This is a genomic window from Lysinibacillus sp. C5.1, assembly GCF_016350185.1.
Lineage (GTDB): Bacteria > Bacillota > Bacilli > Bacillales_A > Planococcaceae > Lysinibacillus > Lysinibacillus sphaericus.
This window is the reverse complement of sequence record NZ_CP066226.1, coordinates 2,647,327-2,665,236: the sequence shown is the minus strand read 5'-3', so window position 1 is coordinate 2,665,236 and position 17,910 is coordinate 2,647,327. Positions and strand designations below refer to the sequence as shown.

At 36.1% G+C, this 17,910-nt stretch carries 15 protein-coding genes and 1 pseudogene; 14 read left to right on the top strand and 2 right to left on the bottom strand.

The window, feature by feature from the left end; genetic code table 11:
* Positions 1-7: 7 nt before the first annotated feature.
* The 13 genes and pseudogenes from I5435_RS12930 (at position 8) to I5435_RS12870 (ending at position 15,836) form a co-directional block, all read left to right on the top strand.
* Positions 8-1,048, top strand: coding sequence for a ribonucleotide-diphosphate reductase subunit beta (locus tag I5435_RS12930; protein WP_024360953.1), 1,041 nt, complete (start codon positions 8-10; stop codon positions 1,046-1,048).
* Positions 1,049-1,318: 270 nt separating this feature from the next.
* Positions 1,319-3,054 (top strand): annotated as a pseudogene (locus I5435_RS12925) (ABC transporter ATP-binding protein).
* On the top strand, positions 3,051-4,871 hold the full coding sequence (locus I5435_RS12920) for an ABC transporter ATP-binding protein (protein WP_108030127.1): 1,821 nt from the start codon (positions 3,051-3,053) through the stop codon (positions 4,869-4,871). Before I5435_RS12925 ends, I5435_RS12920 begins: the two are co-directional and overlap by 4 nt.
* A 238-nt stretch (positions 4,872-5,109) precedes the next feature.
* Positions 5,110-5,826, top strand: coding sequence for a toast rack family protein (locus I5435_RS12915; RefSeq protein ID WP_108030128.1), 717 nt, complete (start codon positions 5,110-5,112; stop codon positions 5,824-5,826).
* Positions 5,827-5,938: 112 nt separating this feature from the next.
* Positions 5,939-6,463 carry a tubby C-terminal domain-like protein gene (locus tag I5435_RS12910; protein ID WP_108030129.1) on the top strand — a complete coding sequence of 175 codons (525 nt, stop codon included), beginning with the start codon at positions 5,939-5,941 and terminating at the stop codon, positions 6,461-6,463.
* A 155-nt stretch (positions 6,464-6,618) separates the two neighbouring features.
* Positions 6,619-7,554 (top strand): DoxX-like family protein, encoded by a 936-nt coding sequence (locus I5435_RS12905; protein ID WP_337982405.1) that lies wholly within the window; start codon positions 6,619-6,621, stop codon positions 7,552-7,554.
* Complete coding sequence (locus I5435_RS12900; protein WP_337982404.1) at positions 7,551-8,162, top strand: DUF4166 domain-containing protein; 612 nt, start codon at positions 7,551-7,553, stop codon at positions 8,160-8,162. The genes I5435_RS12905 and I5435_RS12900 overlap by 4 nt, the downstream gene beginning before the upstream one ends.
* The gene (locus I5435_RS12895) at positions 8,131-9,684 is read left to right on the top strand and encodes a YndJ family protein (protein ID WP_337982403.1); all 1,554 of its coding nucleotides are present in this window, start codon (positions 8,131-8,133) and stop codon (positions 9,682-9,684) included. Before I5435_RS12900 ends, I5435_RS12895 begins: the two co-directional genes overlap by 32 nt.
* A 556-nt stretch (positions 9,685-10,240) precedes the next feature.
* Positions 10,241-11,923, top strand: coding sequence for a methyl-accepting chemotaxis protein (locus tag I5435_RS12890; protein WP_229386931.1), 1,683 nt, complete (start codon positions 10,241-10,243; stop codon positions 11,921-11,923).
* Between the two features lie 290 nt (positions 11,924-12,213).
* Complete coding sequence (locus I5435_RS12885) at positions 12,214-13,788, top strand: right-handed parallel beta-helix repeat-containing protein (protein ID WP_337982402.1); 1,575 nt, start codon at positions 12,214-12,216, stop codon at positions 13,786-13,788.
* Positions 13,789-14,348: 560 nt separating this feature from the next.
* Positions 14,349-14,540 carry a hypothetical protein gene (locus I5435_RS12880; protein ID WP_024360943.1) on the top strand — a complete coding sequence of 64 codons (192 nt, stop codon included), beginning with the start codon at positions 14,349-14,351 and terminating at the stop codon, positions 14,538-14,540.
* Between the two features lie 235 nt (positions 14,541-14,775).
* Positions 14,776-15,351: a DNA-3-methyladenine glycosylase I gene (locus I5435_RS12875; protein WP_337982401.1), complete on the top strand. Its 576-nt coding sequence runs from the start codon at positions 14,776-14,778 to the stop codon at positions 15,349-15,351.
* Between the two features lie 284 nt (positions 15,352-15,635).
* Entirely contained in the window at positions 15,636-15,836 is a 201-nt protein-coding gene (locus I5435_RS12870) for a cold-shock protein (protein WP_024360941.1), read from the top strand.
* An 84-nt stretch (positions 15,837-15,920) separates the two neighbouring features.
* On the opposite strand, the gene I5435_RS12865 is transcribed toward I5435_RS12870, so the two are convergent.
* Positions 15,921-16,208 carry a hypothetical protein gene (locus tag I5435_RS12865; protein WP_024364925.1) on the bottom strand — a complete coding sequence of 96 codons (288 nt, stop codon included), beginning with the start codon at positions 16,206-16,208 and terminating at the stop codon, positions 15,921-15,923.
* Positions 16,209-16,857: 649 nt separating this feature from the next.
* Here I5435_RS12865 and I5435_RS12860 point away from each other — a divergent pair.
* Positions 16,858-17,160 (top strand): hypothetical protein, encoded by a 303-nt coding sequence (locus I5435_RS12860; protein ID WP_024364924.1) that lies wholly within the window; start codon positions 16,858-16,860, stop codon positions 17,158-17,160.
* Positions 17,161-17,323: 163 nt separating this feature from the next.
* Here the strand turns inward: I5435_RS12860 and I5435_RS12855 are convergent, their stop codons facing one another.
* Entirely contained in the window at positions 17,324-17,770 is a 447-nt protein-coding gene (locus I5435_RS12855) for a hypothetical protein (RefSeq protein ID WP_167492624.1), read from the bottom strand.
* Positions 17,771-17,910: the final 140 nt, after the last annotated feature.

Genomic DNA, 17,910 nt, shown 5'->3' with positions numbered 1-17,910 from the left:
ATAGAAAATGACAACAATTACGAAACGAAAAATGATGGATAAGGAGGCGCCAAACCGTTCGACAGCCATTGTGAACGGGCGCTCTTCTAATATTTTAAACTGGGATGATGTGCGTTTTAGTTGGGCGTACCCAAAATATAAAAAAATGCTTGGGAACTTTTGGACACCTTTTGAGATTAATATGAGCAATGATGTCAAACAATTTCCAACTTTATCAGCGGATGAACAGGAATCATTTTTGAAAATTATTGGCTTACTGGCGCTGTTAGACAGTGTACAAACGGATTTTGCGGGCAAGGTGGCGGACTATTTAACGGATTCGAGCCTTAATGCCTTAATGATTATTTTAGCGCAACAAGAAGTGATTCATAATCATTCCTATTCTTATGTTTTATCCAGTATTGTAAATAAAGATGAACAAGACCGTACATTTGACTTTTGGCGCACGGAGCCAGTGTTAGAGCGTCGCAATGATTTTGTGATGAAAGGCTATCAAGCATTTGCAGAGGAACCAAATGTTGAAAATATGTTAGAGGCCATTGTCTATGATGTTATTTTAGAAGGCTTATTTTTCTATTCAGGCTTTGCCTTCTTCTATCATTTAGCACGCAATCAAAAAATGGTGGCTTCGTCAACGATGATCAATTATATCAACCGTGATGAACAGCTACATGTGGATTTATTTGTGAAAATCTATCAGGAATTGCTAGCGGAATTTCCTGAATATGATACACCAGAACGAGCGGCGCGTGTGCAGGAGATTTTCCGTGAAGCGGTTCAACTTGAAATCGATTGGGCAAATGAAGTCATAGGTGAAAAAATTGAAGGACTTGATGTGGAAGATGTCCATGATTATGTCCATTTTTATGCGAATGTACGTTGCCACCAACTAGGGGTAGAGCGTCCGTTTGAGGGTTATCGAAAAAATCCATTAAAATGGATTAAAGCATACGAGGATGTAGACTTAGGAAAGACAGATTTCTTTGAACAACGCTCCCGTCAATATGTCAAAGTTAATGTAGAAGATAACGGCTTCGATGACTTGTAATTTAATATAATATAATTGTTTGAGTGCCTGTCACTCTATCCACTTGGCTTTTGCGTAGCATGATGTAAGCCACAACTCCCGCTTTTGCGCCGTATGTTGTGACTTTCTGTATGTGAGTTCCCGCAGAAGTTCAAGTGGATTTTTACTTTCTAGCCAGAAAATTGTTTGAGTGCCTGTCACTAAAATCCATCTGAATTCAGTTGCCAATTGGGAATGATTTTCAGTTATAATGAATAGCGTATGTGATTTACAAGGAACGGAGACGAAAGAATGCAAGTAGTTAAACAGTTAGGGAGGTATTTAGGACCCTATAAATTTTTTACACTGATTGCACCTATTTTAATGGTGCTTGAGGTAACGATGGATTTAATCCAACCAACCATTATGCAACATATGATTGATACAGGAATAGCAAATGGTGACAATTCATATGTCCTTCAAATGTTCGTGTTAATGCTGATGAGTGCGGTTCTTGGACTAGTGGGGGGGATTGGGTGCTCTTTTTATAGTTCCAAGGCGGCTATTCACTTTGCCTCTGATGTCCGTCAATCATTGTATGAAAAAATAATGACGTATTCGGCAAAGGAACGTGATGCTTTCACTACAGGAAAGTTAATTACCATTTTAACAAGTGATGTGGAAAGTGTTCAACGTGCATTTATGATGACGTTACGGATTTTTGTTCGTGGCCCGCTGTTATTTATTGGGGCTGTTATTATTGTTTTTGTAACAGCTCGCGAATTATTTTCTATTTTACTAGTAATTTTGTACCGATTTTAATAATGGCCATGTATTTTTTTACAAAATATTCAGGTGTTTTGTATCGTAAAGTACAAGAGGTTATTGACGGGGTTAATACAAAATTACAGGAGAATTTAGCGGGGATTCGTGTGGTGAAAGCGTTTCGACGTGAAAAGCATCAGGTAGAGCAGTTCGCTATGCTCAATGACACGCTAACGAAACGTTTTATTACCGCAGAACAAATAGTAGGAATACTGGTACCGTTTACGATGTTTGTCGTCAATATTGGCATTGTTGCGGCACTTTGGCTAGGTGCCATTAAAGTGGAAACAGGTACATTGCAAGTTGGTGTTATACTTGCGTTTATAAACTATTTAACGATTATTTTAAATGGACTCATGTCTTCGAGTATGGTTCTAATGCAAATTGCTCGTGCTCTTCCTTCTGGGGAGCGTATTGTGGACGTCCTAAATAGGGAAGTGGCAGTTACAGAAGTAGCACAGCCGATTACGACGTCCATCCAAGGAATGATAGACTTCCAAAATGTAAGCTACCGCTATTATGAAAATTCGGAGGATGTCCTGAAAAACATTACATTTTCTGTACAGGTAGGGCAAACAATTGGGATAATTGGTAAAACGGGGAGTGGTAAATCAACACTAGTAAAACTATTACCACGACTAGTTGACCCGACAAGTGGAGTTATTTTACTAGATGGAAAACCATTACATCAATATGCATTGGCAACATTACGAAAACATATTGGTTTTACCTCTCAAAAGGCTTTACTATTTTCAGGGAAAATTGAAAAAAATATACGTTTTGGGAAGGAGGAAGCGACACAACAGGAATTACAGCTGGCACTTGATGCAGCTTGTGCAACTGAATTTGTTGCGAAACTTGAACAAGGGCCAGCACATGAATTGTCACAAGGGGCAACGAACTTATCTGGCGGTCAAAAACAGCGCTTAGCACTAACCCGCGCATTTGTAAGACGACCAGCTATCCTTGTCTTAGATGATACAACGTCCGCTCTAGATAGCGCATCTGAAAAGCAAGTACAGCAGGCGATTAACGAGCAATTTCAAGAGACAACAACATTTATTGTTGCATCTAAAATTACTTCCATTCAACAGGCGGATTTAATTTTAGTGTTAGAAGATGGCGAAATTGTTGGGCAAGGAACGCATCAGCATTTATTACAAAATAATAAGCCGTACAAAGCAATCTATGCTTCTCAGCAAAAGGCTGGTGAACGACAATGAGTCAAAGTCAACCAAAGCAAATAAATTTTGGACGTGGACCACGAATAGGCGGACCAACAGAAAAAGCTCAAAATCAAAAAACAACGCTCTTACGTTTATGGCACTATATCAAACAACAAAAAGTGGGATTGTACTTCTCGGTATTTTTCGTCATCGCTTCGACATTTTTAAGCTTAGCTGGTCCATATCTAATCGGTCATATTGTGGATGACTATATTATGAAAAAGCAAGTAGCAGGGGCAATTCGACTTGGTATTGTTCTTGCCTGTATTTTTACTGTAGCATCCCTTTTTACTTGGTTACAAACGTATGTCATGATTCATGTCGCGATGAAAACGATTCGCACATTACGGCTTGAACTTTTAAAAAAACTGCAAACATTAACAGTGAAGTTTTTTGATCAACACGCACTTGGTGATTTAATGAGCCGTGTGACCAATGATATTGATAATTTGAATACAGCGTTAGCACAGAGCGTGACACAAATCGTATCGTCGATTTTAACAGTCATCGGAGTAAGCATCGCGATGTTTGCCTTGAGCTGGCAATTGGCTATCGTCACGCTCATTATTATCCCTTTGATTGTTTTCACAACTAAACAAATTGTCAAGCGTAGCAGTAAAAACTATGCAGCTCGTCAACGTGATTTAGGAAAGCTGAATGGAACGATTGAGGAAATGATAACAGGTGCAGAGGTCGTGACACTTTTTGGTAAGGAGCAGCAAGCAATCGAAACTTTTCAATTACAAAATAACAACCTTCGAAATTCAGCACAACGCGCTGAAATAACGTCCGGCTTACTAGGGCCAATCAACAACTTTATGAATAACTTGGGGCTAGCAGTTGTCATTGGTACAGGGGCATTTTTGGCTGTGAAGGGGCTCGTGACTGTCGGCATTATTGCGGCATTTGTCACATACACGCGTCAATTTTTCCGTCCGCTTAATCAGCTATCGAACTTATTAAATACGTTTCAATCAGCGATTGCAGGGGCAGAACGAGTTTTTGAAATTTTAGATGAACCTTCAGAAGTGGCAGATAAACCACAGGCAATTGATTGTCACAGTTTGAAGGGGGATGTAGCATTCCAACAAGTATCTTTCAGCTATTTGCCAAATCAGCCGATACTAAAAAATATTACTTTCCAAGCCAAGGCAGGAGAAACAATTGCACTAGTGGGTCCTACAGGCTCTGGTAAAACGACAATTATTAATTTGCTGACTCGTTTTTATGATGTGGATGCAGGTGAGATTCTTATTGATGGCCTCAATATTGAGGAGTATAAAATGGCCACGATTCGAAAGCGCGTTGGTGTAGTATTACAAGATACCTATTTATTCACGGGCACTATTCGTGAAAATATTCGCTTTGGTAAGCTCGATGCGACGGATGCAGAGGTTGAAGAAGCGGCTAAAATTGCTAATGCACATAATTTTATTAAATACTTACCAGCACAATACGATACTGTAGTACAAGCAGGGGGAGCTAATTTAAGCCAAGGGCAAAGACAACTCCTAGCGATTGCTCGCGCTATTTTAGAAAATGCTGATATTTTAATTTTGGATGAAGCCACATCTAGCGTTGATACGCAAACAGAGGTGGATATTCAAAAAGGATTACAACGTTTAATGCAAGGACGCACAAGTTTTGTGATTGCACACCGTTTGAAAACGATAGAAAATGCCAATCAAATTTTCGTTATTCAACAAGGCGAAATTGTTGAACAAGGTAACCATCAACAACTGATGCAACAACAAGGAATTTACAACAACCTCCAGCAAAAACTACTGTTAGAACAAGAACAGCCAAGTGTCTAACCCCTTTTAAATTTCCTATGAAAAAATTAATATATTCATTTACAGAACCCTTCATCTTAAGCGCACTGAATAAGATGGAGGGTTCAATTTTTGACAAGTAGTCGCATATAGATGGTAAAGAAAATGGATACGGCTACGTCTTAGGTCTTAGACGAAGTTAAAGCCAAGGGTCGTTTTCATATAGCGAGAATCAGATAAAATGAAATGAATGGGATATGAAAAAGTAGGAGGAAATAATGTGAAAAAAATATTGGTTTTAGCTTTCATGATGTGTGGCTCGTTGCTCGTTTTAAGTGGTTGTTTTTCTGTGATTCCAGAGAAGGAAAAAGAAGATACCTTTCAGGTGAAAAAGGATGATGCGCAAAAATTAGATGTTGAAATAAATCTAGGTGTTGGGGAAATGACGGTTTCAAAAGGTGCGAAAGAATGGTTAGAGGGAAATGCCCAGTATAATATTAATAAATTAGCACCAGAAGTGAAGTATAAACTACGTGGCAATACAGGTGAAATTGAGATTGATCATAAAGGCTCTAGTAAAGTGAAGATTGGTAATACAAAAAATTTATGGGATGTCCAATTAAATGAAGATATTCCAATGGACCTTTCGATAGAGACAGGTGCATCAAAAGCAATGCTTGATTTACGAGGTCTGAAACTTGAAAAATTAGATATTGAAACAGGGGTAGGGGACCTAAATGTTGACTTAGGTGGCGATTGGAAAAAAAGCTTCAAAACAAATATTGAAACGGGTGTTGGGCAAACTACGGTCATTTTACCATCAGAAGTCGGTGTAAAAATAACGACCGAAAAAGGCATTGGTTCGATGAATCTAGAAGGCTTTATTGCAAAAGGTAAAGGGGTATTTGTTAATGAGGCGTATGAAAAGGCAGATATATTGCTTGAGGTGAACTCAGAGTTAGGCGTAGGCGACGTTACATTCAAACTAGATAAGTAACTACCTACTACAATACAATCAATTTAAGCGTCAAATACAACAGGTGAATTGTATTTGACGCTTATTTTATGTTAGCTTAAAGAAAGCAAGCGTAATTGAAGGAGCGAACGAATTGAGAATTTTTACATATAAACAACCTGTAACGATTGAATCGACGAAAGTAGTTCAAATAGTGAATGAGGAAGGAAACGTCTCATCAACTGTCCAGCGGATTTACTCCAATGGATTGAAAAAAGCTTTTGACCGTACGATGGATTATCGATATTTTGTACAATTTGATGTCAGCACAGTGGACGGACAATGTCTTTTCTCCTGTAAAAAAGTATCACGACGTGGGCGTGTACATTTCAAAGGCAAGGACTTTGTAACAGGAAAAGACTATATGATTGCCTATGACGGCTGGCAAATCATGATTCCAGATTTAATCATAACAGATGGTCAACAAAAAATAATGCTGAATAAGGAGATGGAAGGCTGGTCTGTGTTTACGTTGGATGAACAGCCAATTGCACGCTGGCAAGCGGTTTATCAAGAAACACATTTTGATATTACACTGGAGATAGAAGCAACGAGCCCGATTCAACATGAAGCATTTTTTATTGCCATAGGACAGGCTGTCTTATTTGTCGGAGCATAGTGTGAAAAGCACCTTTCATGAATGAGAGGTGTTTTTTTTGATGACATCAACTTCATCGTTATTGCACTATTACAATGTTAATTATAGTAAAATTAACTAAGAAGTTTCCAACTTACAATCATTGTTTGAAATTGATATTTCGAGGAGAGAGTGGGATGAAGAAAAAGCCGATTTACGTTGAAATTGATATACAAGCACCGATTGAGGATGCTTGGCATTATACGCAAAACCCAAAGTTGCATGAACAGTGGGATTTACGCTTTACATCCATTACATATAAAGAAAAAGAAGAGCTTTCAGAACTGCAACGCTTTACTTATGAAACAAAAGTGATGCCTGGTGTAACAGTGAGTGGGTGGGGAGAAAGTAAAGGGGAACATTTGACGAAAGATGGCGTTAAAATATCTTCTTTGCATTTTGGGACGCCACAAAAAATATCACCAATTGCAGAGGGTAAAGGGTATTGGAAGTATATTCCGAAGAAACAAGCGTTAACTTTTTTAACGCAATATGATTATGAAGTGCGCTACGGCAAATTAGGTTTGCTATTTGACTTGGTATTTCGTCCATTAATGGGATGGGCAACAGCACTTAGTTTTGATGTTTTGAAAAGGTGGCTAGAGAAGGGAGAAAATCCATCTGCGCAATATCGACGCTTTTTTCTAACACTGCTTATTAGCGCATTATTTTGCTTCGTTTGGTTGTATCATGGACTAATACCTAAAGTACTGTTCCAACATCCTCTGGAAGTGATGATGGTAGAACATTCGTTGACACAGGTGAATACTGCTAATGACCGCAATGTAGCAAATGCAACTTCACTCGTTTATTGGATTGGTGTGGCAGAGGTATTATTTGCACTTTGCTGGTTAGTACCTAGAGGGAAGCGGTTGCTCTTTGGGCTGCAAATCATGTTATTCCCACTCTTAACGCTTGGTGCTGTGTTAGTAGATAGTGATATTGCAATAGCCCCATTCAACCCAATCACATTAAATGGCGCATTATGGGTCTTATCCATTATAGGATTTGTACTTAGTAAAGATTTACCGAGTGCGGCAAGTTGTAAACGAAAGCGAGGGAAAAAAGATTGACCATCTATCAAACGTTATTAGGGGAGGACTTTAAAAGACTCCATCCAAAACTACAACAGCGCTATGCATTGCCAGTAGGTCAAACGTTTAATGCGCAAGGCGTGATGCATGATATACAATCAGGAGCAAAATGGATGCGTCCCTTTTATGTGATGGCTGCCAAGTCTAGGTTTTTATTTCCTGAGTCAGGAAAGGATATCCCCTTTACTATCAGTAATACATGTCGACAAATGCCTAATGGAGAATTGGAGGTTATATGGGAACGTTCCTTTTATTTTAATCGCAAGACAAGGCATTTTGATGCGAGGATGACGGTTGATCCAATTAAAAAAATTGTCAAAGATTACTTAGGCGCACCAGCTCTTTTTTATTCAGATTTATTGTTTTCAGTGACAAGAGAAGGGAAATTACTTATTCGTTCAGGGCCACAACGATTTGTTATGTCTAGACTAGAATGGGCGATACCGCAACAGCTAGAAGGGCGCGTTATTGTCGAGGAAGGCTATGATGAGTACAGAGAAGTTTTTACAATTCACGTATCGATTTATAATCCGCTTATTGGGAGGTTAATGATGTATGCTGGGGAATTTACGCAAAAATCTCTTTAGTCCCGTGTTATTAATAGGTTGGGTACTTATGCTGTGTTGCTATCTGTTTAGCATGCAACCACATTATTTACTATTACTTACTTTTGCGCAACTTGTATTCGTCCCTGCAATGCTAAAAATGGTCGTTTCTTTCAATAAAATAGGTCATATCATTATCATCGCTATGATGCTTGTTGTAACGATTTTACACTTTTCTATTAATCGTGAGTTAGCGATTGTCTTAGCGGGTTTATATGTTGTCTATACAGCTTATATTGCATACCAAGGTGTGACGCGCTTTTTACAGCGAGGTTTTACGAACATTGCTGAAATCGCTATCGATATTGGACTCCTCTATTTATTTATTGGAGGTCTATGGTTCTTTGCCTTTATAGCAGAAATAGATACAGGGTTTTCATCGTTAATTACATGGTTAACTGCAATCCATTTTCACTATTCAGCTTGTCTATTTGCTATATCAATTGGTTTATTTGGACGTTTCCATACAAGCAAATGGTACAATACAGTCGTCATAATCTTACTAACAGGACCATTGTTAGTTGCACTTGGAATTACGTTTTCGACAGTCATTGAAATTGTATCAGTGGCACTTTATATATTTGCCATCTACTGCTTGTTTACACTGTCCTTGAAAACAACTCTGCCTAAGAGACAGGGAGCACTATTGCGAATTTCTTACGGCTCATTATGTTTGACAATTTTAGGATCTTTTCTTTATGCTATTGGCAATTTTACTGGCACGTCGATTATAAGTATTCCCGATATGTTAACCTATCATGGTTTAGTGAATTGTCTGTTGTTTGGATTGATGGGGGTAATCGCGTGGGGAATAGACGTCCCAAAATCTTCCCATCAGCCTTTTACGTTTCCGGTGAGTCGTATACGGGGGAAACTACAGCCTTTGGAAGAGCCGCATACCGGTTTAGTTGATGTACTGCAAGATTTTGTAGATACAAGGAAACTTCCACAAATTATTCCACATTTTTATGAGCAAACGACTAATTATCGTCTAAATGCTTCGGTACAATGGCGATGTTGGTTTAAACCATTTGCATTCATCTATCAAGGCATTAGCCGTTGGATGCAACAGCTTAATTTGCCGCTATCCAGTCGACCAGTGGAGATGAATGGCGTTATTATGAAAGTAGATGAACGACAGGATGGTCGCCTTGCTCCGCGTGCTTGGATTCGTAAAATAAACGAGCAGACGATATTCGTAGCCATTTACTCACAACATACGACCAATCAAACAACGTATATGAATATTGCTTTACCATTACCTTTTTCAACTATGATAGGTATTTTATATGTATATGAGCAAGACGGAAAATTACATATAACAAGCTCTAAAACTGGGGAAGCAGGTATCTATTTAGCATTCAAACAAAATATATTGAGACTACCTTTGAATGAGCATTTTACGATTACGGCGAAAAATGATACAACTTTAACGGCGATACATACGATGCGCATTTTTGGATTGTCTTTTTTACGAATAGATTATCAAATAGAACAAATATAATTACGTTATTCTACAATAATAAAAAATAAGCTGAAGAAAGAGAAGAAGTGTTAGATTGACGAATGTCGATTTAACACTTTTTTGCTGTAAGTACTATTATCTACTACTGAGAGCAGTTGCATAATTAGTTTCGTTTTCTACCATTCAATTTACATGTTAATAGTATAGAGAAAATATACTATCAACTTAGCTCCCTTTTGTGAATTTTAGATTCAAGTCCCGAAAAAATTGAATTTTTTAACTAGAATAAGCAAACTAAATGAGCGAAAAGTCTTATTTATGGATTTTTCTTTTTTGTAAAAATCATAATCCAATAGAAGGGAAAATGATGTTGAAAATCAAAAGGATGCTAAAAAACACAAAGAAACCTCTGTTTTATTCAACTAATTATAAGAAAAAATATTATTTCATCCTAAACCTTTTTAAAAATGGTAGATTACTAATATTAAGCAATACAGTTAAATTTTTTATCGATTGCCTGTTATTTTTTAAAGAAGAAATAGAATACTCGAAGGAGATTGCCAAAAAATTGATAATAAGAAGGAGAAATTGACAAATGAATTTTAAATCGATTAGCAAAAGGATTGTATTTTCATTTAGTATTGTTGTTGCCGTTATTGTTTTATATATTGGTTTCAATTTTTATGAAATCGCACAAAGTAACCAAGCGACAGAACAAATTGTGGATGAGGAGTTGCAATTATTAATTGCTGATTATGAGTTAGCATCTACTATTGGTTTAAGAATTGCTGCAGCAAGGGGCTATGTATTATCTGGCAATGAAAAATATAAAACAATTTATGATGAAAATGTAGAACGAGCGCTTGCCAATGAAAAAATACGTCTAGCTATTGCTGAATCAGCAGAATTTAACAAGTATGCTGAAATGGCAAAAGAATGGAGTAGCTATGTTCAAAACGATGTTTTTGAAATATACGATCAAGGAAATAAGGAATTAGCCATACATAATTTAGCTGCAATGGATGAAAAAGCGACGGAAATCCGTGAGGGATATGAGGCATTAGCAGCACAACGGAAACAATCAATAAATGCTGTAGGAGATACACTTATTACTGATGGGGAGCGTAAGCAAACTATAAGTATTATTGTAGGAATAAGCATTGCCTTGATCGCCATTATTATTGCAATATTCAGCGCTCGTATTATTTCGAAACCTATTATCTTAATTACCAATCGGATGAAGAAAATTACAGATGGGGATTTAAGTGAACCTGCACTAAATGTAACATCAAAAGATGAAATAGGGCAATTAACCGAAGCAACAAATACGATGTCCCAAATTTTAAATAATCTATTAAAACATATTCAAACGGTGTCAAATGAGGTTGCCGCCCATAGTGAGGAACTGATGCAATCTGCTACAGAAGTAAAAGAGGGGACAGAGCAAGTTGTAGATACAGTTGAAGAAATTGCAAATGGAACGGAAGTGCAAGCGAGTAATGCATCTGATGTGGCAACAAGTATGATGGATTTTTCAAGTAAAGTAACCGATGTCAATCAAAGTAGTAGAGATGTCTATCAGTTTTCTGAATCTGTGATGAAGCTAACAGAAGAAGGGAAAGGACGTATGGAAGCTTCTACACAACAAATGATGACAATTGACTATATTGTGAAAGATTCAGTTGAAAAACTAGATGAATTAAATAAACAAACACAGGAAATATCTAAAATTATTGCGGTAATTCATGATATTGCAGCGCAAACAAATTTACTGGCGTTAAATGCAGCAATTGAAGCAGCACGTGCAGGAGAGCATGGCAAAGGATTCGCAGTAGTAGCAGATGAAGTTCGAAAACTAGCAGAGCAAGTATCTTCATCTATTAGTGAAATTACAGGTATCATTCAAATAATTCAAGATGATTCAACCGTTGTGACATCCTCTCTCGAAAAAGGATATGGAGAAGTTGCAAAAGGTACAACACAAATTGTTTCGACGAATGAGACATTTAGTGAAATTGCAAATGCTGTCTATTCCATGTCATCGAGCATCGTCAATATGTCAACAAAGCTAGAAGAAGTTGTACAAAATACGATGACTATTAATAAATCAGTGGATGAAATTGCCGCTGTGTCTGAGCAGTCAGCTGCAGGTATTCAAGAAACTTCAGCAACGATAGAACAAACCGCTAGCTCAATGGACGAAATAAAAAATAGTTCAAGTCATCTAGCTGAAATGGCTGAAAACTTAAATGATCTTATTGGGAAATTTAAATTATAAATAATGTATTAAACCGATTGGATACAACACCGAAAGAAAACAACAAATTACGATAAACAAAACCAGTAAGAGGCGAATGTATCGCTTACTTGCTGGTTTTTTAATGTTCATAAGTAATTGTTGGTGAATATCTTTTAAAAATAGATTTTCCAATGGATAAACGAGGAAATGGTTATTTATTTGGTTAAAATTGAATAATCGTAAGTTCAATGGGGATATAAATAGGATGAATAGGGTGATTTATGGAGTACTTAATAAAGTACGACATGTAAACGACAGGAGGCATGAGGATGGCAATACTTGTAGTAAAAAAAGGTATAATGCATCGTTATCAAAATATCAATCAGGCGCTGCAAGACGCTGAAGTTGGAGATGCTATAGAAATTCGGGATGGTATTTATGAAGAAAGTATAGAGATTTCAAAAAGGTTAACGCTCTATGGTAAAGGGGATGTTACGATTAAAGGTGGCGTGTTTATTCGTTACCATACGCATGTGGACATCCATAATATCCGATTTAGTCAAGGCCAAGGCATTTATGTGAAAGGGGATTTGCAGCTTGAAAACTGCATCATTGAAAAGCAACAAGTAAGTACCCAAGTCACTGTTAACTTTGGCACTTTAATGATGAAAAATGTTGATATACTGGCAGGCGCATCTAATCAATTTGGCATTCGGATAGATAATGGTTCAAGTGTTATGCTGATTGAATCGACATTACACCAGCATACGAAAGCACAAATCATTGCACAAAATAGTGAAATTTCATTGTCGAAGTGCATGTTGCTAGAGGGCACGATGAATGGAATTTTTGCCATACGAAACGTTCACATGGTCATAGAGGATTGTGAAATTCATGGGCATGAAAAAACTCAAATTGTTGCAGCATCCAGTACAATTTCTTTAGTCAACTCGCTTATTCACGAAGGAAAAGACGTAGGAATCCAAGTATTTAGTGGTTCAAAATTAACAATCAATCAATGTGAAATCAAGCACCATGCTGAAACTAATGTCGTTGTCCATGAAAGCGAACTTGTAGCGTCTGATAGTCGCATTGCGAAAAGTAATGGCAATGGACTGTATATAGGTGAAAAATCAAAGGCTGTTATCTATGATTGTCAGTTATCCGATCATAAAAAACCACAGCTGTTTATAGAGAATAGTAAAGCCGAGATTCGAAAATGCCAGGTGACAAATGGCAGCACAACAGGTATCACTATTTTCAATGAAGCCGATGTCATGATGACAGAATGTACAATTCATCATCATACACAATTTCACGTAATTGTTGATGCAAGTGGTCTTGTTCTCGATCAATGTATCATACAGTTTGGGCAAACAGGTGGAATTTATGGAAATGATCATGCCAAAATCACAGTAAAAAATTCACGCATACAGGAATTAGAAAGTCATCATATTTATATTAATAATGCGCGTCTTTTTGCCAACAAATGTACCTTTAACCATATAGTTGGTAATGGAATTACGTGTATTGATGCCATTGTTGAAGTAGTAGACAGTCAATTCTCGCAATGTAAACAAAGTCCTTATTCTATTTTTTGGTCTGATAAGTCAATGGGGCGCATCCAAAATTGTGCAATCAACGACACCGAGCGAACTTTTTTGGCAATGACCAATCAATCGCTTCTTGAACTCGTCAATAGCACCTTATCCAATGTTAAAACAGCGGCAGTTGTTCAGGAACAGAGCCAATTATATATTCGGGGACCAATGCAAGCGGGGAGGTGTCAAAAAGATGACTCTTCAAGAATTATTCATATAGACTTACAACAACCAACGAGTAAAAAAACACAACGAATTGTCGATAAATTAAGTACATGTAACGGAAGCAATGTTGAAGATTGAAAAAAGAAAAAGAGTAGTTTCAAACTTTTGAAATTACTTTTTTTATGTCTGTTACAAGTCAAATGGTAAACACGGAGGTTTCAATTATAAGAAAAGGGGTATAAACAGTAGGGTTGGAACGTTCAATACCATATATATTCCATTTTTTACTATGCTATAAAAGTGTCTTAAGTGTGTAAGATGAAAGACCTTTACGAGATAAAATACTTGAAGAGGACGAATTTTTCATGCAAAATATGGACAAAGATTCATAGAATTCGACATAAGAAGTATTGATTTGTAAGAAAATTGCCCACTTTTTTGTGCGCGATACATTATGGTGAGAAAACTTGGAATTTATTCGGAAGTAAATTTAAAATATTTGTAATATTATATCCAAAATAACAATGTTTGTTTTTGTAGAAGAAAATTTAGTTTTTAGATTGCTTAATTTGTAGGTTATATCCTATAATTAGTAAAAATGGTTCATTAATAATATTGTCTGTCTGTAGTACTAGACCTTTGGATAATGTTTTTGGAATAATGAAATGTTTTTGAATTTGGAAATGGGGTGAGAAAAGATGTTTGGGCTTTCGAAAGAAGAAATTATGATGATGCTAAAGAAAGTTGAATTAGCAGATAGCCAAAAAATTGCAATAGCTGATATATTTCATCAAAATAATCTGTTAATTGAACAACAGCTAGCATTTATTATCCATCTAGTAATAGATGAGCGCGAACGAAATACGTCAAACAATACATATTTAAATTAATGTCAAGGGATTTTGTCAAAGCGATAAACGATGTGTCTTGATATTATGCATAGAACAAATTATTAAAATCATGTGAGTCAAAATGATAAGGCTTACATCACAATATATGTAAATAAAGAAGAAATCACAGTTTTTTGTTGTGGACAAAATAACTGTGATTTTTTACTATATAAAACAAAAAATGAAACTTAGAACTATTCTAAACGTATAAAAGATAAAGAAGGAGGTTGTAATAATGAAAAGATGTGAGTGGGTAAAGTTAGACGAGCCATTATATGTAGATTATCATGATAAGGAATGGGGTGTGCCGATTTATGACGATCAGCACTTATTTGAAATGATTTGTCTAGAGGGGGCACAAGCAGGTCTGAGCTGGTGGACAATTTTACAAAAGAGAGAAGGTTACCGAGAGGCCTTTGACCAATTTAATGCTGCTAAAATCGTGTCCTATACCGAAGAGAAGTTGGCTGAACTAAAAGAGGATACACGTATCGTGCGCAACAAGCTTAAAATAGCAAGTGTCGTAACGAATGCACAAGCCTTTTTACGTATCCAACAACAGCATGGTTCTTTTTCACAGTACATATGGTCATTTGTAGACAATCACCCTATTGTGAATAACTGGGAAACGATTGCTGATGTACCAGTAACAACTGAGCTAAGTGATCGAATGAGCAAACAGCTTAAAAAAGATGGTTTTAAATTTGTGGGTAGCACGATTTGTTATTCATTTATGCAGGCAGTCGGCATGGTCAATGATCATATTGTAGATTGTGGTTGTCGACAAGAGAAATCGTTAGAACAATCTTAAATTTATAGCCTATAACAAGGGGAATAATAGATGAAATGATGGACGTGAAAAATAAGTAACTAAACTAATATGTTCTAGTAATACTATTGCAATATTTTAAATATACGATTTCACTAGACAATTAGGATGTTCTCATATATAATGGAATTAATAATAAGATTTCTTGATTTAAAATATTGAATTCACCTATTACAAAAAGTAATCGTGTTTTTCGGTACTTTTTATAATAGGTGAATTTTTTTTGAAGAAATTGTTTATTAATTTATTTTTTGGAGGTTTTATTTATGAAACAAGGTACAGTAAAATGGTTTAACGCAGAAAAAGGTTTTGGATTTATCGAAGTTGAAGGTGAAGCAGACGTATTCGCTCACTTCTCAGCAATCCAAGGCGAAGGTTTCAAATCACTTGACGAAGGTCAAAAAGTTGAATTTGAAGTGGAAGACGGTAACCGCGGACCACAAGCTAAAAACATCGTTAAACTATAATTGAACGATCGTTTTGTAAAAAGAAGCATTCTTTAAGAATGCTTCTTTTTTTTCTTTATTTAAAATAATCATCCTATACAATTGTTATTTTTCGTTCCATGTTAAAAGCATTAATCTGTATATCATGAATACACCTAGATAAGCCCCAACAACTAAAAATAATGGATTTAAAAAAACGGCGTGGATGGTTGTCATAAATACTGCACCGTCTTTAATAATTTGATAAATTGATGTGGATGCAATACTACCAAAAATTATCAGCGCTAGCACAGCCAAAACATTCCATAGCAGGCGAGCACGGTCACTTTTGTATTGTAGCAATAGCATGATAGCAGGGACAACGATGCTCGATAAGATGATGAACAGTTTCAACTTAAATCACTTCCTTTCCTTAATTATGACCATGACTTTTAAATCATAATCAATGGCAGAAAGTAAAGCATGCTGTAGTGTGACATCGCTAATAAAAAGAACGTGTAAAAAAATTAACAATGGGGTAATAAAAAATATAGCCAGTAATATGGCAATCAAGAATAGGGAAGAGAAATTATTGAATGATAAAAGCTTTCTATGATGTTCAGCTTTTTTTAAACATATAATGATATGATTTAAGTACATATCCTGTTAAGGAAAAAAATTAAAAATTTAGGAGGGATTATCATCAAAGATCATCGTGTAGTATACACAAAGAAAACGAAGGGGGAAGGACGGAAAATGGAAAAGAAAACTGTAGTTAAAAATGGAATAGGATTTGGTTCAGTTCTAGCCATTACAATATCTTGGAGTGTCCATCATTCTATACTATGGGCAATTATTCACGGATGCTTTAGTTGGCTATATGTACTTTATTATGTGATGACAAGTTAAAGAGATTTAAGAAGTTGTACATAAGGCTGCGGATGATTAGTTTTAACATATCCTTCGCAGTTTTAGCATACATAACTAAGTGTTACTTTTACGATTAATGACACTACTCATTGTTTACTGTAAATGAAAGTTCTTTGAAAGAAAGGTTGATAGGATGACACATCAAGTTACCGCTAAGAGCAATATAGATTATGGTGCTACAGGCATCGATGAAATATTGCAAAATGTAGCATATATTTTATCTACATTTGTTATGTCTTACCCGGATAAGAGAGGACGGGACAGAAAAAAAGAGCTTGAAGTCCCTTTTCATTTTGCAAAGAAACGTAATACCGCACGTATCATTGATAGTATTCAACGATTTGAGCCTCGAGCAGTCATTATTGATGTGGACTATGTAGGAGATGTATCGAAAGGAAAGATCGAACCAGTAGTAAAAGTAATTGTTAATGGATAATTAGTTTGTATAAGAATAGCTTGTAACAGTCCACCATCCTTCGTAGTAAAAAAACCTGCTTGACTATTTCGGAGAATTTTGGAAGTCGCAGCAGACGGTATTCACGTATACTGAAAGTCATCCGTAAATAGCAAGCAGATTCTTTTATAAAGCTTAGGTTTGTTTACACAGTTGCAATTCGTCTAAGTGCGTCAATTTTTTTGCAGTCGACAATAATAGGTGCATTTGCTGCTCCAGCTTCAACAAAATAAGCACAACAATTACACGTATCTAATTTTAAGAAAATAACACCAAGGAAGCTACCGCCACTTGATAAATAAAGATCTACTGTAGTTCCTAATTCAAATCTTCGTAATAAATGACAAATACAGCCTTCACAGTGGTGATGATCGTCTTTGTCCTCATCTCTGTCATCTTTCCAACAAGATTTTTCTTCACAAGCACAATAATTGTGTTTCCAGTCTTCATGTTTTCGGCAACAAGATTTTCCTTTATGATCATGTTTGCATTTTTTTTCGACTTCGCAATAATATCGATCTTCTTGTTTATCACATGTATCTTTTTTGTAATGATTCCAATTCATATGTTTACAATATCTATTATCTGTCATTTTGAAATCTCCCTTTTGTTAGTTTGTTTGTGTAATGCGCGCGCTAGCCTTACATTTATAATCTATGAATTGAAATGATATTGACTTGGTAATATGTCCCTTAATAGAGTTAAAAATTAAAATCATTTTGAAAAAACAAA

Coding starts and splice junctions, on each gene's coding strand:
- I5435_RS12930 (WP_024360953.1), top strand. CDS start 8: ATGACAACAATTACGAAACGAAAAATGATGGATAAGGAGGCGCCAAAC.
- I5435_RS12920 (WP_108030127.1), top strand. CDS start 3,051: ATGAGTCAAAGTCAACCAAAGCAAATAAATTTTGGACGTGGACCACGA.
- I5435_RS12905 (WP_337982405.1), top strand. CDS start 6,619: ATGAAGAAAAAGCCGATTTACGTTGAAATTGATATACAAGCACCGATT.
- I5435_RS12895 (WP_337982403.1), top strand. CDS start 8,131: ATGCTGGGGAATTTACGCAAAAATCTCTTTAGTCCCGTGTTATTAATA.
- I5435_RS12890 (WP_229386931.1), top strand. CDS start 10,241: ATGAATTTTAAATCGATTAGCAAAAGGATTGTATTTTCATTTAGTATT.
- I5435_RS12885 (WP_337982402.1), top strand. CDS start 12,214: ATGGCAATACTTGTAGTAAAAAAAGGTATAATGCATCGTTATCAAAAT.
- I5435_RS12880 (WP_024360943.1), top strand. CDS start 14,349: ATGTTTGGGCTTTCGAAAGAAGAAATTATGATGATGCTAAAGAAAGTT.
- I5435_RS12875 (WP_337982401.1), top strand. CDS start 14,776: ATGAAAAGATGTGAGTGGGTAAAGTTAGACGAGCCATTATATGTAGAT.
- I5435_RS12870 (WP_024360941.1), top strand. CDS start 15,636: ATGAAACAAGGTACAGTAAAATGGTTTAACGCAGAAAAAGGTTTTGGA.
- I5435_RS12860 (WP_024364924.1), top strand. CDS start 16,858: ATGACACATCAAGTTACCGCTAAGAGCAATATAGATTATGGTGCTACA.
- I5435_RS12855 (WP_167492624.1), bottom strand. CDS start 17,770: ATGACAGATAATAGATATTGTAAACATATGAATTGGAATCATTACAAA.